The sequence below is a fragment of the Phycisphaeraceae bacterium genome (assembly GCA_019636795.1).
In the GTDB taxonomy this organism is placed as follows: Bacteria; Planctomycetota; Phycisphaerae; order Phycisphaerales; family UBA1924; genus JAHBWW01.
Map to the genome: position 1 here is coordinate 1 of JAHBWW010000002.1, position 24262 is coordinate 24262.

Genomic DNA, 24262 nt, shown 5'->3' on the forward strand with positions numbered 1-24262 from the left:
AGCGGCCAGCAACGCCAGCGCGCCGATAACCGTGACCGATGCCGTGACCGCGCCAGCCACCGCACCCGCGACACGCCCGAAGAAGCCTCTGTTTCGCTCTATCCCAAATCGCATATCCACCTCCCGAATGCCGAACGAGCCATTCTTCGAGGTGAAGGTACACCACGATGGGCAAACTGCCCAACGAACTGGCGGAATATCGACCGCCCCTCGGATGATCTTGGCGGGAAGAGGCTTGCGAGGGCTTCAGACTCCGGCGCGGGCAGCGAGCACGAGGCCTACGAAGATTTCGTGGTCGGCTTCGAGGTCGAAGTGGCGCACGACTTCGCAATCGAGGGCTGCGATGCACTTGGTGAGGATCGGTGAGCCGGTGACGAGTTGATCGACCGCGAAAGCGTCGAACGGATCCTCAAAGGAATCCATCTCTTCGAAATCGACTGGGTCGGCGTTGAACTTGCGCAGGACGAGTTTCTGGGATGTGTCGACGACGCAAATCGCGAAGTAGTGGCTATCGCGGATCAGGGGCTCGATCGGGTGGCCTTTGCGGGCTGCGACGGCGATGAGGCGGGGTTCGAGAGAGCAAGGCTGGGCAGAGAGAACGCGCATGCCTGCCCGTTGACCGTCATAAGCCGAGGTCATGATGCAGGTTCCGACCCCGAGGAAGCCGAGTGCGCGATCGATCGTGTCTGCCATGGACATTGCCCAAGTGTATCGACTGAATACGGGCGTCATTGTGATTGCGTTTTGTTTGGATGTTATGGGGGCTGAGGATTCAAGTTTTGAAGAAAAAATGTCGAAAAGGGGGTGTTGTGGGTTGCATTGTGGGCGAAAGTGGGTAGGATGCCCATACCATGAAGCGGGAGGCGTTCCAAGGTGCTGTTCACGGGTCAGACGGAGGCGACGATCGACGCCAAGTTTCGGTTGGCGATTCCGTCGAAGTTTCGCGCCCGTTGGAACCCGGATACGGACGGGGCGACGTGGTATTGCGTGCCTTGGCCGGAAGACGGCGTGCTTCGGCTGTATACGGAAAAGTGGTTCGAGAGCGCGGCGCTCAAGCGGGAAGAGACGCTGACGCCGGCACAGGACGCGGCGAATCTGGAATCGACGTTCTTCGGCAATACCGAGCAGCTGGATGTGGACGCCAACTTCCGGGTCAGGCTTCCGACGTGGCATTTGGAATTGATCAAACTTCCGCGCGAGGTCATGGTGATCGGCGCGGGGAATCGGCTCGAGGTGCGTTCGCGCGAGCTGTGGCTCGCAACGCAGCAATCGCGGTTTCAGGAAATGCGATCGCAGGTCGCCAGGCAGGAGTCTCGCTCGCACGGACAGTGAGCGGGTTTGACGGTCGAGGAGAGATCCCGGGCAGGCATGATGCCAACCGGGTCTACGTCCGCAGCGGCTCGACAGGGCCGGGTCGGGCGTTTGACAGATAGATGTGTTCCTGACGCCAGGATTTGGGCGTCAGTGCGGCCTGTGCGGAGTTCATGGATGAACGCCGTGCAGATGGGAATGAATCCCATGCCGCGAACAAGCCAGCCGTGGGATCGACTTCGCAGGGCTCCATGATGGGGCAGACAAGCGCAAGGACGCGCGACCTGAGATTCGAGACCCACACAGGCCCCAGCGTTCGCTCGGCTGATCCCCGATCGAACGCCTTTGCCTCAGCCCCGGATCTGAGGCTGCACACCTCCCGCAGCCCGATCCAACGATAAAGCCCGCTGGTCCCACCCGGCGGGCTTTTGTTTTGTGCTTTGGTGCTGAGCGAGGGCTTGCTTCGACGAATCAGTTTGACTGTTGAAGCGCTCTTGTCGGCTTCTGGTGAATGCGCTTGCCGAGGAGTCGCTCGATGGAATACGGCTGATCGCCGAGGGTGCGGGTGATTTCGACGGCTTGATCGAGTGTGTATCCTCGCTCGCGAACGAGGTAGGCCTGCCACATGACGCGAGCGCGTGCGCCCGAGAGGCAGTGGACGAGAACAGGGCCATGGGCAGATTCGATGGCGTGGGCGAAGGCATCGACATCGGCGGGCTCGTAACCATCGTCGCCGCCGAGGGGGATGTGGATGTAGTTGATGCCGAGTGCGCTGAGGGCGGCAGCCTCGTCGAAGCCGGGCGTTCCGCCTTCTTCGTCGATGGTGTCGCGTGCGAGTTCGATCATTTCGCTGGTGCTGCGGAGGTTGATGACGGTGCGCACGCCGCGGTCGGCCATGCGTTCGAAAGCTTCGGCGTCGAGTTGCGGGCCGAAGTACATATCGCCGGCGAGGTAGATGCGTGATTCTCCTTCGACGGCCTGGCCGGTGGTGATGCGCGGGCTCGCGGAGCGATGCGAAGAGCAGGCAGTGAGCGTGAGGGCGAGGACAATGGCAGTGACGATGTGAAGAGTGTGATTCATGGGCACAGAATACACCGCATGCCGCCTCGGTTGCGCCACGGGATTGTCACAAGGTGCGGGAGGTCATGTGCGCCCGCCAATTTGGCCGGAGCGGCTTGACCGCAGGTATTGCGCAGCAACACCAAGCAAGACCAAACCAAGCGCGATGAAACAGGCGACCCGAACAACGGGACTGACCTGTGAGATGTCGTAGGTCAGTGCCTTTGCGACGGTCAGGAGCAGGAGCCCGATTCCAACATAGCGAAGCCAAGGGATTCGTCGAATAAATCCGGTCAGCAACATGACGATGGCGCAAATGGCCCACCAGAAAGACACAGATCCGGCGCGGAGCGTGTGATCGTTGGTCATTGAGCCTGCGACACGAGCAACATCCAGCGTTGTGGCAAGGAGCAGAAGAAGCAGTGCAGTGCCCCACCCGACGTAGCGAGCGGTGCGGATCTGGTCTTCGGTGCGTCGAGCGACGACAAGAGCGAATGCGGCCCAGAGCCCGACGAGTGGAAGGCACCAGAGGAGACCTGGGTGGGTAAAGAGCGGCGTAGGAGTACGCGAAAGATACCAATCGCTGTTGGGGAAGGTGGCGATCCATACGAGCGAAGCCAGGAAGGCAAAAACAACTGATGCAACACAGAGCCATTCGCGATTGCGTGTTGCTAACAATCCCAGGCCGACGACGCTGAACACGATGTAAGCGAGGAGGACGCCGCGTGCTGTCACATCGGGGTGCACGACGCTCAGTGCGATCAGGCCGCAGGCTATGACGATCTGGAAGATGCGAAGGACCTTCAGCGCGAGATTGGTTTCGTGTGCGTCCTGCTCAACGGGATGGCGCGTGAGTTCGGCGGCGACGAACCAGGCGGCTGCAGAGATCAGCATCAGACCCATCCACCACGAAGGGACGATGCCGAGGACAGTCGGCGTACCGATGTGAAGAGGACTACCGACTTCGATCAGGACTCGCGCAGCCCCGATGACAAGCAGCGCACCGCCATAAAACGCGAGTGAAACTGCTCGCATCCAGTGTCCTGCCGCGCTTGCACCAAGCCCGAGCAGGACCCAGATGGCAATCTGTGACCATGCGGTGTCAATCCCGACGAGGATGGCTACAGGAAGCAATGCGCCTGCCTGGCAAAGGAGCGAAGCGCCGACAGACTCGGCGGTTGTCTCGGGTTTTTGGGTGAAGGCGTCGAGCATTCCTGCGAGCGCAAGCCCGCCGAGCAAAGTCGCCATTGCGGCACCGGCCGGTACGAGCCACATGGATGTAAGCCCGAAGTTATCAGCGAGAACCCAGAGGGAGCCGACGGTCCAGAGCGTGGTTGAAAAGCTGACGACTCCGGCGCGGAGCCTCATATTCCGTTCGTTGCGGCGAGGCAGCGCGAGGCGTGTTGCGTGAACGATCCCCCACGTGAGAACAACGAAAGCGGCACCAACTGCTGGCGCGCCAACTGCCGCTATCCAAAGGAAGCCGAAAATGCCAGTTGCCCACCAGACTATTGGAGCAAGTGCGTGATATCGACGGTCGCGAACAGCCAGAACTGAACCGACGAGCAGCAGGCTGAGGAGATATGGAGGAAGTGCCCAGTCAGGACTGCTGGATTTGGAGAGGAGGATCGGCGTGATATATCCACAGGCCATTGAGAGAATAGCCAGAGTCAGCGAACCGGAACGCAGCGCCAGCCCAATCCCAAGCACGACCACCGAAACCAACAGAATGAAGGTCGTGCCCGAGCCAACGAGCGCGAAAAAGGCATAGGCTGCGTACGCGGTGGTAAAGAGTACTCCCTGCCCGGCTGCGATAATCCCTATTGATGCGAAACGCCCGAAGCGTCGCTCGACGAGAAGCCCGGTACCGATGAGAGCAACGCCGAAGCAGGCGGCGAACAAACATCGCACGGCGGGCGGGATCGCTCCGATCCAGCCCTGGTCATAAGCGAGTTTGAGAAAGAAACCAACACCAGCAACAACGATCAGCGCACCAAGTACGAGGAACCAACGGCCACCGATCAGTTGTTCCATTGTTGCGTGAGGCTTTGTCGAGTCGGTTTTGGCGGTAGCAGCGCGTGGTGGATCTGCGTATGCAGGAAGCTCGAGTGACTCGTTGGTACGAGGCGATGAATACGCCGGCCGTTCGGTGTGAAGCGGAATTTCGGCTGGCGGAAGCGGCGGCGTGTCAACCTGATCGGTGGCGGGTTGGTGGATGGTCAAGTCGTCTAGACCACCGACTTGTTCGAGTCGGGCTAGGCGCTTCTCAATATCTGCGAGACGCTTGAGTATTCGCGCGTTGACGTGATCCATCGCACTCCCATGCCAAGGGTCGGCAGCAAGGAACTTGTCACGAAAGAATAGCAGAATCGGAGATTGTCCGCGCTGGCTCGGCGATCATCGCTCACTCGCCTGTTCGCTTTTGAGGTCGCGGCTCATGAGCATGCCGATGGCGTCGATCGGGTCGAGGCCTTCGAAGAGCACGGCGTGCGTTGCCTCGACGATGGGCATTTCGACGCGAAAGCGCTGTGCGAGATCGACGACTGATTTGGTTGTTGCGACGCCTTCGACGACGAAGGGGGATTCGGCGAGGTATGTGGCGAGTCTTGCGCCGCGGCCGAGTGCTTCGCCGAGCGAGCGATTTCGTCCTTCGGGGCTGAAGCAGGTGGTTGCGAGGTCGCCGACGCCTGCGATGCCGAAGAACGTGGCGCTGGATGCTCCCATTGCGGTACCGAGGCGAGTGATCTCGGCCAGGCCTCGCGCGAGGAGTGCGCTCTTGGCGTTGGAGCCGGCACCGAGGCCATCGATGATGCCTGCAGCGATGGCGATGACGTTTTTCATGGCGCCTGCGAGTTCGACGCCGAGCATGTCATCGTTGGTGTAGACGCGGAGCCAACTGGCAGAGAACAGTTGCTGCACGCGCTGGCTGAAGCCGGGTGCATCGCTTGCGACGACCATAGTGGCGGGGAGGCGCCTTGCCAGTTCTGTGGCGATGGTCGGGCCACTCAGGACGCCCAGTGGTCGAGGTGCTGCGTCCATGTCGTCGGCGAGAACGTCGGCCATGATCTGCGTGGGGCGGAGGAGGGTTTTATTTTCGATTCCTTTGGCGACGCTGAGCATCGCGGCTCCGCGCGGTATGTGCGAGCGCAGGCGTTCGAACACGCTGCGGATGAACTGGACTGGAATTGCCACGACGACCAGATCGACCCCTTCGAGCGCGTCGGCATCGGTGAGGGCGACGCGCACGGCATCGGGCAGCACAAACCCAGGGAGGCGTCGACTCGAACGGGTTTGGACAATGAGCCCGGCTTCATCTTCGGAGTGGCCCCACATCACGACCTCGGGAGCATGTCCTGGGTCTGTTCGGTCGGTTCCGGCGAGCAGTCCCGCGCTCACCAGCCCCATCTGGCCCAGCCCGAGCACGCAGGTCCGCGAGAAAGCAGGGAGTTTTCCGGATTTTTGGGCTCGTGTCACAGTGGGATTCCTGGCCTGCGGGTGAAGGAATGCAAAACCTTGACCCCCGCGATGACGTAAGCCTATGCGTCGGCTCAGGAACAGAAGGCAAGCCTCCTCGCCTACGATCGGCGTTCCTGCGGCACTGCGGCCCAATTCTGCGGGCAGGCGAACACTTCAACCAGAACCACGGGAGTTCCGGATGACTCAGGCATCGGCATCAAAGACACACGATCACGATCACAAGCACGATCACAAGCACGATCACAAGCACGATCACAAGCACGACGAAGGCGTGGCGTGCTGTTCGCACCACGAGATACAGAGCGATCGTTATCTGATTGTGTATCTGGTCGGCGGTGTGCTGGCTTTGGTGAGTTGGGTGGCCAATGCGTTCAATGTCACCGATCCGGCGGTTGCGAAGCTGCCGGCGCTGGTTGGCGCGCTGCTGCTGGGCAGTACGCTTTTCCGGGCCGCGTTCAAGGAAATTCTGAGGGCACGATTCAGTTCGTCGTCGCTGGCAGCCCTTGCGATCATTGCGTCAATTGTGATCGAGGAGTTCGTGACGGCAGCTTTCCTGGCGTTCATTCTTCTGGTTGCGGATCAAGTGCTGCGTCGCACGGCGTTTGGTGCACAGAGGGCCATCGAGCAGCTCGTGCGCCTCACTCCGGATACTGCTCGTCTGATCGAAGATGGGCAAGAGCGCATGGTTTCGATCTCCGAGATCAAAGTCGGCCAGATGGTGCGGGTGCGGCCTGGCGAGAACCTGCCGGTCGACGGCCGGGTGCGCAGCGGGCGTTCGACGGTGAATCAGGCGTCGCTCACTGGTGAGGCGATGCCGGTCGAAGTGCAGCCTGGTGCCGATGTTTACGCGGGCACGACGAATCTGACGGGCGGCATCGATGTCGAAGTGCTTCAGGTCGGGGCGGAAACGACGATCGGCAAAGTTTCGACACTGATCCGCGAAGCCGAGTCGATGAAGAGTCCGCGACAGTTGCTTATCGAGCAGGTGGCACGGTTCTTTGTCCCGATTGCGGTGTCGGTGGCGGCGCTCGTGTACTTCATTACGGCAACGAACCCAGCGACGAAGGAAATTGCAGGGCTTACGGCTGTGACGGTGCTAGTCGTCACATGCCCGACAGCACTTTTGCTGTCGAGCCCGAGCGCGATGGTCGCGGCGTTCGCGTCGGCGGCGCGACTGGGGATCATGGTTAAACGACCGGATTACATCGAGGCGGCGGCTTCGATCGATGCGATCGTGCTCGACAAGACCGGCACGATTACCACGGGCAAGTTCGGCGTTTCGCGTCTTGCTCCGGTGCCCGGCGTGGAGGGAGCGGCACTGCTCGAAGCGGCTGCCAATGGCGAGCAGCACTCGAACCACCCGCTTGCGCAGTCGATCCTTGCGACAGCGCAGGCTGCACGCATCACGGTTGATGGTTCGAGTGAGTATGAGGAGTTTCATGGACGTGGTGTGCGGGCACGGACGACGCTGGGCGATTTGCATGCTGGGCGTGCGTCGTGGATCATGGAGGTCAATCCGTCGGCCAAGGCTGCGATTGAGCAGGTGCAGGCTCGCATTGAAGGAATGTCGGGCGTGCATGTGATGCGAGACGGGCAGTATCTCGGCGCGGTGGGGCTCGAGGACAAGGTGAGGCCGAACGCACGGAATGTGCTTGAGAGGCTTCGCGAACTGGGGCTGCGGACGATTTCGATCTTTACGGGTGATCGGCTTGATGTGGCCAAGCGTGTTGGCATCGCGGTTGGTGCCGATTCGATCGAGGCCGAGTGCCTGCCTGAGGAGAAGCACGAGCTCATTCGCCAGATGGTCGGCCAGGGCTACCGCGTGATGATGGTGGGCGACGGGATCAACGACGGCCCGGCATTGGCCGAGGCGGACGTGGGTGTTGCGATGGGGCTTTCGGGGTCGGACATCGCGGCCAACAGTGCTGGTATCGCGTTGATGACTGACGAACTCAATCGCCTGCCGTTCCTGATTGAGCTTGCTCGCCGTACCAAGTCGATCATCGCGCAGAACATCGCGGTTTCGATTTTGATGGCGTTGATCGGGCTGATCCTGGCTGCGACTGGGCAGTTTGCGCGTGCGGGCGAACTGGGGGTGGGTTTTGCTGCGTTGTATCACTTCCTGCCTGACGTGTTTGTGATCGGTAACAGTTTCAGGCTTTTCCGATTTGGCGAGGAGTTCCTTGAGGCTGAGCAGCTCAATAAGGCCAATGCTGAGCGAGTCCGCATCGTGCGTGACGCGAGCGTGCGCAATCTGACGGCTGCAGCGACTTGAACACAATCGGCAACGTGTACTTTGCAAATGGGTGTGTATCACCTAGGGATATTGCGTTCCTGAAGTGTGTACACTTGCGTCGATCGGGCGGAATGGGGATCTGTCCGCGTCGGTCAGTTCATCCTTAACGAAAACGTTGTAGGGTGTGAGCCGGGGGGGGGAGAATCGGGCAAGGTGGTGTGTAGCCACAATGCTCGGCTCGCTACAACACGGAACCATTGGAAGCAAGCATGCACATTCAGGAAAATGGCAATGAACAGGTCGCTGGCCTCGGGCTCGAGCGCGACCTTTTGTGGGACGCACTGGTGGATTGCCCCGGAGTCGGTGTTGCAGTCATCAGCGCGAGCGGCGTGTTCGCGTACGCCAATGATGAGTTTCGCCTTCTTTACTTCGGCACGACAATTGCGCACCTCGAAAAACGTGTCTTGGCGGATCTCTTCCCACGCGAGTGGGCGGAGGAGCGGTCGGGGTTCATCGCCCGCGCACGATCCGAGCGGAGCCCGGTGGTGGTGCGCGAAATCTGGCGTGGCCGACAACTGATCGCAACGATCAGGCCGATCGTTGACGAGACGGGCGCAGTGAACACGGTGGTGGTGATTTCGAGGCCGGTATCGCGCGACGAGCGGCCAGATCTGACTTGCCCACTGACTGAATCGAGTTACGTGGAGCTCGGGCCTCTGAACGTTCTGACTGCGCGTGAACTCATGGTGCTGGCGCTGGTAGGACAAGGACTGACGCTCAAGCAGATCGCTGAGCGTCTGGGGCGGTCGTTCAAGACGATCGACAACCATCGAGCGTCGATCGGGAAGAAACTGCGCCAGACTGACCGGGTCGCCCTGAGCATCATTGCGGGCCGCGCTGGGCTGGTGCCGGGTGATGAATCCCGTACGCGAGTTCGGCAGGCGAGCAGCAACTGATCTGGCTTGGGACATTGAACTGAACGAACGTGGTGACCGATCGCGGCATCCTTTCGTGCTGAGCCATTCCTATGGGCGAAGTCGAACGACGGAGGCGGGGATGCTGCGCATCCTGATGAGTCGATGACACTCATTACGCTGCTACTTGTCGTTGTGTTTGGGACGATTCAGGAGGGAGAGGTTCCAACGCGTGCGATCCCGCCGATGTATGTCGCAGTTGCGAGCGAGCCGATCGATCAGTTTCCGTATGACGGTTTTACGACTACCGATGCGTTCGGGCGCACAATCAGGTTTTATCTGTCGAAGCCTCCGGGGCCTGACTCGCTGCTTCCGTTGATTGTGTGTGTGCAGGGGTCGGGTAGCCAATCGGTGTTTGTCGAGGTGGAAACGCCCAGCGGCAAGCGGATCGGATCGGGTGGGCCTGAGGCGATGATGCTGGGTCTTGCACGCTCGCGAGCAAGAATTCTGGTGGTGGAAAAGCCGGGCGTCGAGTTTCTTGTGCAACCAAGCCAGCCGGGATCGGCGATGGAAAGCACCGAGGAGTTTCGGCGAGAGCACACGCTCGATCGGTGGACAGAAGCGATTCACGCCGCGATCAACGCTGCGAGTGTACTGCCGGGGGTAGACGCTTCGCGGGTGCTGGCGGTTGGCCACTCCGAAGGCGGACAGGTTGTGTGTCATCTTGCAGCGAAGAACGCGAGCATCACGCATGTCGCGACGCTTGCTGGCGGCGGTCCGACGCAGTTGTTTGATCTGATTGAACTGGCGCGATCGAGCGGGTTTGGGCCTCCGAATGCAGACGCTGAGGAGCGCGTGGAGTGGCTGCTCGATGGGTGGCGGCGTGTCCTTGGCGACCCTGATGCGCATGATGAGTTCTGGCTTGGGCATCCGCATCGCCGATGGTCGAGTTTTCTTGCGACATCGCCGGTCGAGGCGATGCACAAGTCGAAGGCCCGCGTGTTCATCGCTCAAGGCACCGCCGACCAGGCATCACACGTTTCGGCTGCGGAAGTGCTTTACGCCGAACTGCTGTCTCGGGGTCGCGATGTGACCTACCTGCGAATCGAGGGCGGCGACCATGGATTCCGTTCGCCCGCCGACGCGGATGGGTGGAAGAGCGTGCACTCGAATGTTCTGGCGTGGTTCCTGGGCGAGTGAACCTGCTCCAGTTCGTGGCGGAATGAACAGTCTCATCGAGTCGAAGCGGCGTGCATGTTCACGCCCATGCGGACTCCCCCACTTTGCGCCTCGGCAGTCGCTCGGCAATGCCCGTGGTTCGCTGGATGTCATGGCCTGTCTGGTGCTGGTTCATTGCGATCAGCGTCAATCGTGCGCATGAAGGCCCTATTGTGAGCCTGTGCCGATTGGGTGGGATGCGGGGTCTACGATCGCTCCCTTGCTGAGCTTGGTGCATCAGAGGAGTTCGATCGATATGGGTATGCCTGACGGATTTGTATGGGGAGTGGCTTCGGCCTCGTATCAGGTCGAGGGCGCGGCTGCGGAAGGCGGGAGATCGCCCAGTGTCTGGGACGAGTTCTCGCGGACTCCGGGCAAGGTTCTGGAAGGGCACACCGGCGATGTGGCGTGCGACAGTTATCACCGGATTCAAGACGATGTCGATCTGATCGCGGGTCTTGGCGCGACCGGGTATCGGTTTTCGATCGCCTGGCCTCGGGTGATGCCTTCGGGTGTGGGGACGATCAATGTGGAGGGTTTGTCGTATTACGACCGGTTGATCGATGCTTTGCTCGCTCGTGGCGTAGATCCGTGGGTCACGCTCTTCCACTGGGATATGCCGGCGTGTCTGTTTCACCGCGGGGGGTGGCTCAACCGCGACAGTGCGGCCTGGTTCGGCGAGTACACGCAAGCGGTGGTCGATCGACTCTCGGACCGCGTGACGCACTGGTTCACTCTCAATGAGCCTCAGATTTTCCTGGGCCTTGGCCACTCCGAAGGCACCCACGCTCCGGGGCTCAAGTTGTCGCGTAAGGATGTGCTGCGGGCTACGCATCATGCATTGCTTGCGCATGGCACATCGACCCAGATCATCCGCGCCCGCGCGAAGGTGCCCAGCCAGATCGGGTGTGCTCCGGTGGGCAATCTCAAGTCTCCGGCGACGGACTCGCCGAGCGATATTGAAGCAGCCCGGGCCGAGACGTTCCGCGTGCCGGTGAAGGGCTGGACCTTCAACTACACTTGGTACTGCGATCCGATGCTGCGCGGGTGCTACCCGGAAGACGGGCTCCGACTTTTTGGGGCTGACGCGCCTGATGCAAGCGATGCGGACATGAAGACCATCCATCAACCAATGGATTTTTTCGGCGTCAACATCTACAACAGCGATGTGGTTCGTGCGGGTAAGAATGGCCAAGCCGAGCAGGTCACGCGCAGTCCCGGATCCCCGATTACGATGTTTCGCTGGCCCATTCAGCCAGATGCGCTGTATTGGGGCCCTCGCTTCCTTCAGGAGCGGTACAAGCTTCCGGTGGTCATTACGGAGAACGGGCTCGCCTCGATGGACTGGGTGCACGCCGATGGCAAGGTGCACGATTCTGGCCGGATCGACTTCCTGACGCGATACCTGCATCAACTTGGCCGAGCGATCGACGATGGGGTGGACGTCCGCGGGTACTTCCAGTGGTCGATCATGGACAATTTTGAGTGGGCTGAGGGCTATGCGTTGCGTTTTGGTCTGGTGTACCTCGATTATCGAACGGGCGAGCGCCTCGCGAAGGATTCGTACCACTGGTATCGGTCGGTGATCGAGTCCAACGGTCGCAGCCTGCCCCGATCGATGTCGCCGTTGCGTTGAGAGCGATGGTGCATCCAATGCGGCAGGTCGCCCGAAACTGGAACAGTTACGGAATGGTTTTCCAGTGGCGTCCATGGCCCGAACTGGCCTTGAGTACCCATAATTATTATGATATCGCGCGCAATCGGGCTTGACAGGCGGGCCCAAATATGTAGATTGATGTAACTGTTACTTACTGCAGGGTCCAAACGGGGAACTTGCGGGCACACCTCATGGAGCGTTGAAGGAGGGATCTCGATATGCGTAGCAAGATGATCGGTGCGGCCATGATCGCGGCGATGGGCAGCGGCGCGCTGGCGGGCGGGCCCAATCTGGTGTCCAATGGCAGCTTTGAGACACCGGGTCCGGGGTTCGTGCTTTTTCAAGGGTGGGAGAACTATGGCGGCGGGGTCTTTGCGGATCAGTCAGTTGAGATTCCGGCACAGGACGGCGTGACCAGTGCCAAGATGTTCGGGGAGTTCACAGGCTCGCAGAATGATCAGGTGTTGGTCCAGACCGTCACGGGCATCAGTGCCGGTCAGACGTACACCCTCAGTGCTCACGCGTGGCACAATGACTTTGACGCGGTTCAGCCGGGCAATCTGGTTCTGCTGCAGATGGTGTTTCGTAACGCTCAGGGAGCGAACCTAGAGGCGCTCGAAGTGGTGGCCATCAACCCGGCATCCACGCCGACCAATCAGTGGAATCTGGTTGAGGTGAGCGGGATTGCTCCGCCCAATACCAGTCAGATTCTGGTTGCCTTGTTGCACCTGCAACTCGACGGGGTGGCTGCGGGGGCCACGTTCTGGGACAACGTGCAACTTGTCGAAGGCGGCGGCAGCGGGTGCAACAACCCGGCCGACTTCAATGGTGACGGTGTGCTCGATTTCTTCGATGTTCAGGCGTTTCTTGCGGCTTTTTCGCAGGGCTGCCCATAAAAATTGCTTCTGTCAAACCTGATCCACGACGTCCAGGCGAAGCGCCGAGCCACCATACTCGGCGTTTCTTTTTTGCGTGATGAGTGTGACGTATGCGTCGCAACCGGTCAGCCCTTGACCGCACCGCTGGTGAGGCCGGAGATGAACTGCTTCTGAAGCAGCAGGAACAGCACGGCGACGGGAGCAATCGAGACCACGGTGGCCGCCATGAGCAAGCCGTAGTCTGTGCGATAGATGCCGCGAAGTTGGGCGATGGCCACCGACAGGGGTTGTTTGTCTTGGGACTGAAGCACGATTTGCGGCGAGATGAAGTTGTTCCACATTGCCAGAAAAGTGATCAGCAGAAATGCCCCGACCATGGGGCGAATCAGCGGAAGTACGACCGAGAAAAAGATCACGACCTCTCGACAGCCGTCCATGCGGGCGGCCTCGATGAGCTGATCCGGCACCGATTGCGCAATGGCCTGGCGGAATAGAAAGACGCCGAACGCCGGTGCAACCACTGGGAGAATCAACCCCGGCACGGTGTCGAGCAAATCCAGATGGAAGAGGAGCTCGTATCCCGGCGCGATAAGCAGAGTTGGGGGGAGAATGATCAGCGAAAGCACACCCACGAGCGCCAGCCGGTGTCCTGGAAAATGAAACTTGGCCAAGGCGTATCCGCTTGCTGAGCAGACCAGAGTGCCAAGAACAGCAGTGGTAGAAGCATAAAACACCGAGTTGAGGACAGCCTGTCCGAAGCCAAGCTCGAAGAGATTGCGATAGTTGTCGAGTGTGAGCCGATCCCACGCGATGCCCAGAAGTCCATCGCCGGGCGGAAAGAACATGGCGACGAAGAAATCTTCGCGTGATTTCAAGGAGGCGATCACCAGCCACGCAAACGGGACCAGTGTGATCGCGCCCAGTACCGAGAGCACGATCTGGAGTACCCAACCCTTGCGGCTGCGTTTGCTGCGTTTGCGGTTGATGGTGGCCGGGGTGGTGTTCATCGACCCTCCCGACGAATCATCCACATCTGAACGCATGCCAGGCTCATCAGCAGCAACGCCAGCACCCAGCCGATGGCGCTGGCATAGCCGAGGTCGCCGACTTCAAAGCCTGATTGATAGAGGTACATCACAACAGTGAGTCCCTGGTTTCGTGGGCCTCCGGTCCCTTCGAGCAGGACGAACGGGAGTTCGAAGAGTTGCAGGCTTCCGATCATCGACAGCATGACGACGAAGGTGCCGACCGGGCGGATTGCAGGGAGCACGACATGTCGAAATCGGTGCCAGGAGTTTGCGCCGTCGATTGCGGATGCTTCGATGAGTGCGTGGTCGACATTCTGGAGTGCTGCGAGGAAGTAGATCATGTTGAAGCCGACATACATCCAGAGTGAAATCAGGATGAGGGTCGCCATGACGTGTGATTCGAGCCATGGAAAATCAAGACTCCACAATCCACCAGTGAGCGTGTGAAGAGACTGGTTGATGAGCCCTGCCTGTTTTTCGAACATGAGAGCTGCGAGAATCGAAACGAAGACAAGGCCCATGAGCTGCGGGCTGAAGAAGATCAGTCGGTATCCACTTCGGCCGCGCAGCCGTGGCGAGTTCAGAGCCAAGGCCAAGGCGAGGGCGAGCGGCAACTGGATGAAGAGGCTGCCAAGTGTGTAGATGATGGTGTTGCGAAGAGCGGTCCAGAAGACGGGATCGGCAGCTGCATCAGTGAAGTTTCGGGTTCCGACAAAGGTCTTTGTGCCGGGGCCATAGGTCTGTTGCATGGCGAGCACCGCAGACTGAATGAGCGGGTAGGCGACAAACACAAGCGTCAAGAGCGCGAATGGTGCAAGAAACACCCAGACAGCGTGCTGCGAGGGCTTGCTGCTCCTTCGGCCCAGATTCAACGCACGGCTCCCGAGAAGGCATTGCGTTCCATGACACGCAAGATCTTGCTCTCGACGTCGGAAAGCAGACGGAATGCTTCGGGTTGCAGGGCTTGCGAGTCGTAGGTGCGTGTTCTCCGGGCGTGCTCAGCAAGAGAGACCGCTGCATCGCGCAGGAGGACCACCGCCTGGCGGTTGTACGGCGAAGATGAGCGGGCCGGTACGTGCGGCGCCTGATCGATGTACATGCGGCCCTTCGGCTGGTCCATGAAGAAGGGATCGGGCTCGTCGAAGACGGGATCATTCCATAACGAAGACACCGGGGTGATGATGTCGGTGAGTTGGTACATCTGTCGCGCGACCTGCGGCGAAGTGTACAGGAGTTTGGCGTGTTTCCAAGCCTCTTCGATCTGATGGGAATCGCGTGCGATGCCGAGCATGGTTCCTCCGCGTACCGAGGTCCGTCGCCCGCCGGGATGGAACGCGGGGAGGGGCATGATTTTCATTTTCCCTCCGATTTGTGGAATCTGCTCCTTCCAGATGGAGCACATCCAGTCCGGGGCGAGGTACGCGATGCCGTAGCCATCGATCCGCTGCTGATGCCCGGTGCCACTGAAATCCTCAATGTCCGCTGCAACGCGGTTGGGACCAACGCACCACGAGACTATTTCAGCAAGGATGTGAGCATTGCTCTGCGTTGCGATCGTTGGTCTGTCCTGGTCGTCGAAAAGCCCGTCGCCGCCCTGAAGCAGCAGCACTTCGACGTTGTCGAGGTGAGTGTACCAGAACCCGAGGATATAGCGCTGCGGGTTGGTAGATTCTCCCATCAATGGCCGCATGGCACGGAAGAAGTCCTGCCACGTTTCTACGTCAGACAGGTCGATGCCGGCTTGCTCAACGAGATCTGCGCGGTAAGCCAGCATGACTGGGTGGACATCGTGTGGGATTCCGAAGATGCGACCTCGGGAGGTCCAAGGCCCGAAGGAGGGCGCGTTGATCTGGTCAAGCAATCCTTCTTCGCGGAGCCGATCCGTGAGATCGAGAAATCCAACAGCCTCGAGCGGCCCAACAAACGCACGGCCGACGATCGCCCTTTCGCACTCGATCAGATCGGCGGTCGGCAAGCCACTGAAGAAGCCGGACATCATGCGTCGTTCGATGGCCAGAATGCTCATCAATCGCATGTCCAGAGGAACGCCAACCTCGGCCCCGGCACGGTCGAGCATGGGGTTGTACAAGTCGCGGTGGGTGGGAGAAAAAACCCAGAGTCGCACTGCGTCTTCATTGGTCCGCTGCCCGCTGAAGAGCACAGTCACGGAGCAGAGCATCAACAGAACCATGACCCACAGCCCGAGCGGCATTCCGCGTGCGGCCATGATGAGCGTGGCAAAATTCATGCGTCGGATTCCGCCCGTGGCTTCTGAAATGAAAAGGGCCGCAGGCTGGCAAGCCTTCGGCCCCGAGAAATACTGATCAGTTTCGGCGGCGGCGTGAAGCCACAAGACCGAAAGCCGCGAGTGCAGCCAGACCCGACGGAGCGGGCACGAGATTGATGTTGTCGTAGAAGATGCCGGACGGTTCATAGTTGGTCGCGGTGTTCAGGAAACCAATCTGGAAGATTTGGCCCGTGAGCGACGCGTCGATGAACAGCGAAAGAGTATGCCTGGACCAGAGGGTGTCTGCGTTGGTCGTGTCGAAGATCAGGAAGTTGGTCAGCGCGTAGCCGGCGTTGGGGTCGAGTGTCTTGATGAACGCCAGGGCCGTCGATGAGCCGCCGATGTCGCCTCGCTTGTAGTCGAACGAGAACGACCATGTTTGGCCGACATTTCCGGCACCGACGATGTACTCGCGGAAGAAGTTGGCTTCGATGATATTGCCGTTGCCGTGGTCGCCGTTGTTGTAGTCGCTGTACACAACCAACTGCTGGTTGCCCTGATCAGGTCCGCCTTGGCCGCTGGCGATGGCCGAGAATGCCGGGCCGCCGTTGGGTGCCGGGAAGGCGAAGTAGTTGTAGAGGAAGCCTCCTCCGGAATCGAAGACGTTCGCTCCGACCAACCAGCCATCATTGCCCAGCGCGGTCGGTGATGCCTGGTTGAGCCCCTCGAAGTCCTGCGAATAAGCCGAGATATCCGCGGCCGCGGCCGTCGCAAGCGACGCCAATGCGGCAAGAATCAGTGTGTTCCTCATGATGCCTCCCTCTTTCTTTGCGAAAATGCGGTACAAAAAGTGCCTCCAGATACAACACACGCCAGCAATCAGGTTGCCTGGACCACGCGTGAATGCTCCAACAATCGAACCGGACTTACGGGCGGGAACGATGTGCTCTCGTGGACGGCAAGCGTCGTCGGTCGGATCTCGCGAAACGTGCCGCTGACCTCGCCAGTGAGCGATCGCGTCAGCCAGCGGGCGGCCTCGAGCCCGAGCGTTTGAGCGTCCTGGCATACCGCGGTAAAGCGTGGAAAGGTCTGCATGCGAATGTCTCCGTCATCAAAGCCGATGATGGACAGATCCTTGGGCACGCGGATGCCGAGTTGCAGGCATTTGTGCAGCCCCCCCACCGTCGAGAGCGGATTGGTGAAGTAGATGGCGGTAGGAGGGCTTGCCTGATCGAGCAGCGACACGAGCATCATGGCGCCACCTTCGGGACTTGCATCTGCCCGCACAATGAGCGACTCGTCGATGGCGATGCCTGCACCGGCGAGCGCTTCGCGATAGCCGGCTTCGCGGTCTCGGTGGTCGGAATCTGCCACGCGGTGGATCGCGAGTCCGATTCGCCGGTGCCCCAGGCCGAGCAGGTGTTCAACCGCCTGGCGGGAGGTCTGCCTTGAGTCTGAATCGATGAAGTTGACTCGCGGATCGTCGGATCGATCTGCGACGAGCACCATCGGTGAACCATCAGCCGCGATGGCTTCTGCCATGCCACAGTTGTCGAGCGAACGCACGATCACGCCACGCACACCCTTGCGGTTGAAGAATTGTTTGTACGTCTCGCTTCGGTTTTTGTCGCGATTGACGCTGATGAAGGTCAGATCGAACTTTCGCTCGCTGACCCCTTTGAGCACTCCGGCCAGCAGCACGGCTTCAAACGCGCCGAAGTCCGCCCGTACCGGTTCGTCGGGGTAGGCCAAGCCGATCAAGTTTGTTGGCTTGCGCCCCACGGATGGGCGGTGGCCAGCGCGGTCGGCAGTCTGGAGCACGCGCTTGCGCATTTCTTCGCTGACGCCTGGCTGATTGTTCAGCGCGCGCGATACGGTCGCGACCGAAACGCCCAATGCATCAGCGATGGCCCTTACGGAACTCATCGTGTCTCAATTCCGGAGGTTGAGTTCAAGTTGAAAATCCTTCTCAGACCACAGGGCCGATAGCGTGCTCCTGACCTGATCCCCGGTGCCAACAGACTCGAACAGATCCGCAGGCTTGACATTGGACACATGCCCATCGAGGAAGGCGATCTGCGCGCTGCCGCTGACTGCCTTGGTCTCGGCATTTCTGCGGGGGTGACGATAGTACGGAATGTATGACTTGGGGAGGACCTGCGTGTCGGTTCCCAACTCTGGCGCCGATGGCGAGCTGCGCCAGTTCCCGAACCAGACATCACTGTTGACGCCAAGCCCGCCGCCGAATCGACGCCCGGGCATGAACTGACCGCCGACACTTGCCGATGTGAACCATGTCGTATCCCCAACGTCAGAAGGAGTCTGGGATCGCCAATTGGCCCAAGCTTCAGTGAACAGGATGGTCTGGCCAGCAAGATTGCCCGAGTCGTCGAATGCGTTTCCCATCTGGAAAGTAGGTACACCAGGCCTCTGCCCGGGCTTCACCGGTCGGATGGTTCCCGTCTGGAAGTTGGGAATGAACTCGCCTGCTGAAGCAGCCCAGTAGTTCATGGCGTACGAACGAGCACCGTCCGGGTGGTTGGGACAACTGAAGACCCCGCCGCCGACGGTCGGGTTCTCGATGTTGTCGAACGTGACATTGCGAAAATCGGTCTGAGGCAGATAGCGCCCGATGCGGTTGACATCGTGCCACACCATGTTGCGTTTACCATTCTCGGGATCGATTACCTGAGGCCCACCGATCACGGGGGGAAACCGGCCATTGAAATCGGCTGCGTAGACCATCGTTGCGGTGGCAATCTGCCGGATGTTTGTCTGGCAAACCAGCCCGCGGGCGGTGTCGCGGGCGCGGCCGAGAGCCGGGAGCAGGATCCCGATCAGCAACGCAATGATCGCAATCACAACGAGCAGCTCGATAAGCGTGAACGCTGGGCATCGGGCCGAGTTGCTTCTGGTCAGCATATCAGGGGACTCCCTCGATGACCTGGAGTTCTGTCCATTCTCTCGTACTCTCGTGATCGACGAAGACGCTCGCCGAACCCGCAATCCGAACTGAACCCTATCACGTCGGCCACGGAGTGGGCCGGAACGAAACAGTTACATCAGTGTGCTCGAAGTTGCCCACGGTGTCAACCCGAATTCGAGTCTGTTGAGAAAATTGTGTAAAAATCACATCAATGCACGCTTGAACCGCCATGATTTGCCCATTTGTTCATAGTCTGCTTGTACGTCAGATCACTCTCTCAGGCTCTTGGATTGTACATTTGGCCCCACCGAGCACAGAAACAGTTACACTCTGAGCCATGAAAAGCCCCCTGTTCGCTTTGATTCTGATTTTCCTCGTGTCTGGATGCCATCGAGCGGCAGTTTCCCAGCCTCATCGCGATTGGTCCAGAACCGGTCCGCCGTCCATGGTCGAGGTTCGTTCGACCTCAGGGGGCTACGAACTGCTTCGCAATGGACAGCCATTTTTTGTTCGCGGGGTGGGTGGAACCGTGCATCTTGATCGCCTGGCCGCAATGGGTGCCAACACCATCCGAACTTGGGATGCTGAGGGCATCGATGACCTGCTCGAAGATGCACACGCGCACGGGCTGGCGGTGTGCGTCGGTATCTGGCTGATGCACGAGCGACACGGGCACGACTACAACGATCCTCGCGAGAAGCAGAAGCAACTCGACAAGGTCGAGCGCATCGTGAAGCGATATCAGTCGCATCCGGCTGTGCTTGCGTGGGGTGTAGGCAATGAAGTCGAATTGGGAGGAGATTTCGATCTCGCGCTGAGGTCGATCGAAGAGGCAGCCTCGGTGATCAAAAGCCTCGACCCTCGCCACCCGACCGTGGCCATCATCGCGGAGATCGGTGAAGACAAGGCCCGTCGAATCGCGCACGAGTGCCCAAGCATCGACATCATCGGCATCAACGCATACGGCGGAGCGGCGACGGTGCCCGAGCGTTTGCTCGCACAAGGGTACGCCGGCCCATATCTGATCACGGAGTTCGGACCACTCGGGCCTTGGGAAAGCCCGCTCACCGACTGGGGCGCGCCGATCGAGCAAGCGAGCCATCAGAAAGCGCAGTTCTATTCCAATAGTTATCGGCGCGGCGTCGAGGCTGAGCGATTGGGTCGTTGCCTCGGTTCATTCGCGTTTCTCTGGGGAAACAAGCAGGAAACAACCTCGACGTGGTTTGGGCTGCTGCTGCCCACCGGCGAGACGACTGAAGCAGTGGACTATCTCAGCCGATTCTGGACCGGTCTCCAGCCCAGCGCCAACGCCCCGCGCGTGTCGGCCATTCGGCTTGATGGCCGTGAGCCGGATTCGATCAAGCCCGGCGAAAGGTTTGGGGCGACTGTCAGTGTCTATGACCCTGACTCGGATGCGCTCGAGTATGAATGGCATGTGGTTCGAGAGTCGAGCGATCGTCGCACTGGAGGTGATGCTGAGCGTGCGCCCGAAGCGGTCGCCAACTGCGTCATCGCCGTTCAAGGGCCGAGGGTGATGATCGAAGCGCCGACGAAGCCGGGCGCGTACCGCCTGTTTGTCTTCGTCCGCGATGGGACAGGCCGAGCGGGAACCGCCAATCTGCCTTTCCTGGTCACTGAGTGATGGTCCGTCAGGGACATCCTGCGCTGAATGCACTGAGGAAGGCAGCAATATCGAAGAAATCGAACTGCCCGACAGGTTCGGCAAAGTCCGCTGCGGGATCCTGGCTGCTGAAGAGCGCGAGATATCGAGAGACATCGAAGAAGTTCAGTTCGCCGTACGGCTCGGCCAGATCGGCAGGTGAGCAAGGCACCGACAAGCCGGTGAAGCGGAACCAGTTGACATTGAACCCGTTGGGCGAGTCGATTCGGGCGAAGCGGATGGTCTGGATGCCTTGGCTGAGCATGATCTGGCTGGAGACGGTTGCCCAGTTTTGCCAGCCACCGGTATTGGGCACAGCAATGGGGCCAGTGCTATCGACAGCATCGATCTCAAAGCGGAACGATCCGCCCGCGTGCAGCGAAGCAACGCGGGCTTCGAGTAGATAAGTGCCCGAAGCGGCGACATTCACGGTATACTCGATCCATTCTCCGTTCTCGATCCAACCGATGTTGTATCCGCCTTCTGAACAGGCCTGAATATCGACATCATCATCGCGGAACGCGCCGCCGGTGTTGCCTGCATTGACATCGTGGTACGCTTCGCCCGGGTACCCCTCGTCGTAGTGTTCCGCTTCGATCAACCCCGGGATGACCCGGGCTTGACCTTCGAATGGGCGCTGCTCGCGGCGATACACTCGCACATAATCAACCTCGAGTGTCTGCGGAAACTGCGACGAAGCATTCGGGTCACCGGGCCAGTTGCCTCCGACAGCAACATTGAGCAGGAAGTGAAACGGGTGGTCGAATGGCGCGCGCGGGTTCGAGCCACCAAGTGCTGAAAACCACTGCGAAGAGTTGACAGAGTGGAACAACTGCCCGTCGAGATACCATCGGATCTGATTCGGTTCCCACTCGATGGCGTAGTCGTGAAAGCCCTGCGCGTAGTTGATGCCTGTGTTGATTGAGCCGCCATTGGATGCGTTGTTGGGGTAGTTATTGCCGAAGTGGATGGTGCCGTGGATGCGGTCGGCCTGATTGATCGATTCCATGATGTCGATTTCGCCGGACGAGGCCCATCCGCCATAGGGCGAGTTGGTGGGCAGCATCCAGAACGCGGGCCAGATGCCGGTGGTTCCGGGCAGTTTCATGCGAGCCTCGACGCGACCCCATTTGAAATCGACTTTGCCTTGTGTGCGGATGCGCGCCGATGTGTACTGTCGACCACCGAAGTTCTGCTGACGTGCGGTGATCTTGAGGGTGCCACCCGAGACCGAGATGTTGTCCGCGAAGTTGGTGTAGTACTGAAGTTCGTTATTGCCCCAGCCGGCGGGCAGGCCGTACGCGGTCCCCGTTCCGGTTTGGTATTCCCAGTTATTGAGATTCAGAGCGGAGCCTTCAAACTCTTCTGCCCAGTACAGAGTCCATTGCGCGCTGGCAGCGGTCCCCAGAGACAGAATCAGGCCAAGGGTATTCCAGTTTGTTCGATCCATGAGAACTCCGGGAGGGCTGGCGCAAGTCGCGCGGTTCGCGGCACCTCAGGATTAGAGCAGATCCGGGAAGCGAATGCAAACGTAACTGCTTCATTTGAACCGAACACAATGCGTATATACCACAAAGGCAGCGTGCGGCACTGGTGGGTTGATCGCGACAGAGGGTGAAAATGGGCACAAGGGCTCGTCCCGGATCATGCCTGAGCAAATTCGTGGCGGTGAATCGCGTTGGCATTGGATCGCTGACCTTGGAGTGCAAAAGACTTCTCTAAGGCTTTGGAAGAACAGGCTGATCCAAAGCCGAGCCGAGAAGGCGGAGCATCATGGAAGGGAAAAGTCAGCGCAACTCAAACGCACGGAACCGCACAGTACGCGAGTTTCGACAGTTAGGATTGTGAGTTGCATGGGATTCGCAACCGTATTCGAGCGACCGCGAAGTGGTGCGACGAGACTTAATGGGCAGAGCCGGACTTGAACATCCCCAAGAAAACCCGGCAATTCCGCGCGTTTCCGATTCAGGCGGCATCAAATCCGGCAACATTCCCCCCAATACCGCTCAAACTCCAAATATTGCAACGCCAACGATGATTAAAGATGATGACTTGAGGCGGATCATCGCAGCGTGGGCAACGCTTCCAGAGGCTGTGCGGGCTGGGATGGTGGCTATGGTGGCGAGTGTGGGGAGAGGTGGAGCCTGAGCTGCTAGGGTTTATCAGACCATTTCGTTCAAAATCAAAGCAAGCCATGGGCTTCATGGCCAGAGATCCAAGAAGTCTCTAGTATTGTCCCAAAATGGCCGATTGTCTGGAATAGGATAATAGGCTATAGTGGGACAATCGCCATGGTACGAACCAACTCAAAACCGCTCTCAGAAACAGACATGCTTGCCCGCCTAAAGGACGGTGAAGCTTCCGTTCCGCCGCTGCTTATCCGCTGGACGGCTGGCACGGGTCCGCGCGGTGGGGAGGCGGACGTCACAGCGGAAGTGCGGTGGGAGGGGCGGGAGTTTCGTTTCGTGGCCGAACTCAAAGGCCGGAGCACTCCGAGGACTTTCGTGAACGCGGTGGCACAATCGCGCGAGTATGCCGCCAGAGCCGGACGCTATCCCATGATTGTCCTGCCATATCTCGCCCCTGAGCGATTGGATGAGCTGGCCGGGCTTGGTGTGAGCGGAATCGACCTGTGTGGCAACGGGATTGTCACGGTGCCGGGGGAACTCTTCGTTCTGCGGTCCGGATCGCCGAATAAGTATCGTGAGTCCTATCCCATCCGTGCGGTTTATCGCGGGGCGACTTCTCTAGTCGCAAGAGCCCTACTGCTACGCCCTGTTTCTGAATCACTGAGTGACCTTGATGGGTTTATCCGTTCAAGGGGAGGGGCGATCACGCTTACCACGATCTCCAAAGCACTGCGACGCATGGAGGACGATGTACTGATCGAGCGCAAAGGTGGATGGGCACGGCTGCTCCAGCCCGAGGGCCTGCTCGACAAGCTGGTCGCTTCGTACGAGGCGCCCAAACTCCGAAAGACGTTCATCGGATCGACCACCCTTGATCGCGCAGCGCTGGGCGACAAACTGTCGCAACTCGAAAGCCGCGCCGTATTCACGGGACAGTCATCCACTGAGCGATACGCGGTCATGGGACGCGAAGACCGGCTCCGTGTTTACTGTGAGTCTACATCGGAACTGGTGGAGATGCTCGGAGCGGATGCAAAACCGGGTGAGCGCTTTGCGAACCTAGAGCTATACGAGACCGTTGAACCCACGGTGTACTTCGATGCGCGTCTGGACGGCAGAACGCCATTCGCCTCACCGATCCAGGCGTACATTGAGCTTGCGACCGGGGACAAACGGGAGCAAGATGTATCCAAGCAGATCCGTTCGCTCATCCTCCGCGAAGCGGGTCAGATAGAAGGGGGATCAGATGGAGACGAATGACCCGCTCCGGGCAAGCCTGCTCGACCTTTCCTCGCTTCTGGGTGACAATATCCCGCTAATCATCGGAGGCGGCTACGGGCTATATCTGAAGCAGAACACGCTGCTTCGGGAGAGGACACGCACGCGATTTGCCGCCAACCTTCTGCCTGACAGCCCGCTTCGTAGAGCTGGTCCCGCGTCATGATTTCGAGGGTTTCCATGCCGGTATTGTCGCCGAGCTCACGGACGATCTCATCGTATTCGGTCTGTGGACGGGTCGGTGACTGCGGTGGAGACTGATTG

The 24262-nt window shown here is 59.7% G+C and carries 19 protein-coding genes; 8 read left to right on the forward strand and 11 right to left on the reverse strand.

Annotated features, from left to right (window positions below; translation table 11 throughout):
• Positions 1–246 precede the first annotated feature (246 nt).
• Positions 247–699, reverse strand: coding sequence for a flavin reductase family protein (locus KF757_03180; protein ID MBX3321975.1), 453 nt, complete (start codon positions 697–699; stop codon positions 247–249).
• Positions 700–873: 174 nt separating this feature from the next.
• Here KF757_03180 and KF757_03185 point away from each other — a divergent pair, with 174 nt between their 5' ends.
• The gene (locus KF757_03185) at positions 874–1332 is read left to right on the forward strand and encodes a hypothetical protein (GenBank protein MBX3321976.1); all 459 of its coding nucleotides are present in this window, start codon (positions 874–876) and stop codon (positions 1330–1332) included.
• A gap of 450 nt (positions 1333–1782) precedes the next feature.
• Here KF757_03185 and KF757_03190 read toward each other — a convergent pair whose 3' ends face one another.
• The 3 genes from KF757_03190 to KF757_03200 form a co-directional block, all read right to left on the reverse strand.
• A complete protein-coding gene (locus KF757_03190; GenBank protein MBX3321977.1) occupies positions 1783–2391 on the reverse strand; it encodes a hypothetical protein in 609 nt (202 codons plus the stop codon).
• A 63-nt stretch (positions 2392–2454) separates the two neighbouring features.
• Positions 2455–4683 carry a DUF2339 domain-containing protein gene (locus tag KF757_03195; protein ID MBX3321978.1) on the reverse strand — a complete coding sequence of 743 codons (2229 nt, stop codon included), beginning with the start codon at positions 4681–4683 and terminating at the stop codon, positions 2455–2457.
• 84 nt (positions 4684–4767) lie between these two features.
• Positions 4768–5844 carry an NAD(P)-dependent glycerol-3-phosphate dehydrogenase gene (locus tag KF757_03200; protein MBX3321979.1) on the reverse strand — a complete coding sequence of 359 codons (1077 nt, stop codon included), beginning with the start codon at positions 5842–5844 and terminating at the stop codon, positions 4768–4770.
• Between the two features lie 181 nt (positions 5845–6025).
• On the opposite strand from KF757_03200, the gene KF757_03205 reads away from it, so the two are divergent.
• From KF757_03205 to KF757_03225, 5 genes are all read left to right on the forward strand, one after another.
• The gene (locus tag KF757_03205; protein MBX3321980.1) at positions 6026–8122 is read left to right on the forward strand and encodes a cation-translocating P-type ATPase; all 2097 of its coding nucleotides are present in this window, start codon (positions 6026–6028) and stop codon (positions 8120–8122) included.
• A 230-nt stretch (positions 8123–8352) separates the two neighbouring features.
• On the forward strand, positions 8353–9039 hold the full coding sequence (locus KF757_03210; protein ID MBX3321981.1) for a PAS domain-containing protein: 687 nt from the start codon (positions 8353–8355) through the stop codon (positions 9037–9039).
• A gap of 123 nt (positions 9040–9162) precedes the next feature.
• Complete coding sequence (locus KF757_03215) at positions 9163–10197, forward strand: alpha/beta fold hydrolase (protein ID MBX3321982.1); 1035 nt, start codon at positions 9163–9165, stop codon at positions 10195–10197.
• A gap of 274 nt (positions 10198–10471) precedes the next feature.
• Complete coding sequence (locus tag KF757_03220) at positions 10472–11851, forward strand: beta-glucosidase (protein ID MBX3321983.1); 1380 nt, start codon at positions 10472–10474, stop codon at positions 11849–11851.
• 239 nt (positions 11852–12090) lie between these two features.
• On the forward strand, positions 12091–12768 hold the full coding sequence (locus KF757_03225) for a hypothetical protein (GenBank protein ID MBX3321984.1): 678 nt from the start codon (positions 12091–12093) through the stop codon (positions 12766–12768).
• A gap of 107 nt (positions 12769–12875) precedes the next feature.
• Here the strand turns inward: KF757_03225 and KF757_03230 are convergent, their stop codons facing one another.
• The 6 genes from KF757_03230 to KF757_03255 form a co-directional block, all read right to left on the reverse strand.
• Positions 12876–13793 (reverse strand): carbohydrate ABC transporter permease, encoded by a 918-nt coding sequence (locus tag KF757_03230; GenBank protein MBX3321985.1) that lies wholly within the window; start codon positions 13791–13793, stop codon positions 12876–12878.
• Complete coding sequence (locus KF757_03235; protein MBX3321986.1) at positions 13754–14650, reverse strand: sugar ABC transporter permease; 897 nt, start codon at positions 14648–14650, stop codon at positions 13754–13756. Before KF757_03235 ends, KF757_03230 begins: the two co-directional genes overlap by 40 nt.
• Positions 14647–16026 (reverse strand): extracellular solute-binding protein, encoded by a 1380-nt coding sequence (locus KF757_03240; protein ID MBX3321987.1) that lies wholly within the window; start codon positions 16024–16026, stop codon positions 14647–14649. The genes KF757_03235 and KF757_03240 overlap by 4 nt, the downstream gene beginning before the upstream one ends.
• A gap of 76 nt (positions 16027–16102) precedes the next feature.
• Positions 16103–16816: a hypothetical protein gene (locus KF757_03245; GenBank protein ID MBX3321988.1), complete on the reverse strand. Its 714-nt coding sequence runs from the start codon at positions 16814–16816 to the stop codon at positions 16103–16105.
• A gap of 68 nt (positions 16817–16884) precedes the next feature.
• The gene (locus tag KF757_03250) at positions 16885–17931 is read right to left on the reverse strand and encodes a LacI family DNA-binding transcriptional regulator (protein MBX3321989.1); all 1047 of its coding nucleotides are present in this window, start codon (positions 17929–17931) and stop codon (positions 16885–16887) included.
• 6 nt (positions 17932–17937) lie between these two features.
• Entirely contained in the window at positions 17938–18927 is a 990-nt protein-coding gene (locus KF757_03255) for a DUF1559 domain-containing protein (GenBank protein ID MBX3321990.1), read from the reverse strand.
• A gap of 449 nt (positions 18928–19376) precedes the next feature.
• On the opposite strand from KF757_03255, the gene KF757_03260 reads away from it, so the two are divergent.
• The gene (locus KF757_03260) at positions 19377–20573 is read left to right on the forward strand and encodes a hypothetical protein (protein MBX3321991.1); all 1197 of its coding nucleotides are present in this window, start codon (positions 19377–19379) and stop codon (positions 20571–20573) included.
• A 7-nt stretch (positions 20574–20580) separates the two neighbouring features.
• Here KF757_03260 and KF757_03265 read toward each other — a convergent pair whose 3' ends face one another.
• On the reverse strand, positions 20581–22041 hold the full coding sequence (locus tag KF757_03265) for a family 16 glycosylhydrolase (GenBank protein MBX3321992.1): 1461 nt from the start codon (positions 22039–22041) through the stop codon (positions 20581–20583).
• 880 nt (positions 22042–22921) lie between these two features.
• Here KF757_03265 and KF757_03270 point away from each other — a divergent pair.
• Positions 22922–23980, forward strand: coding sequence for a hypothetical protein (locus KF757_03270; protein MBX3321993.1), 1059 nt, complete (start codon positions 22922–22924; stop codon positions 23978–23980).
• Positions 23981–24262: the final 282 nt, after the last annotated feature.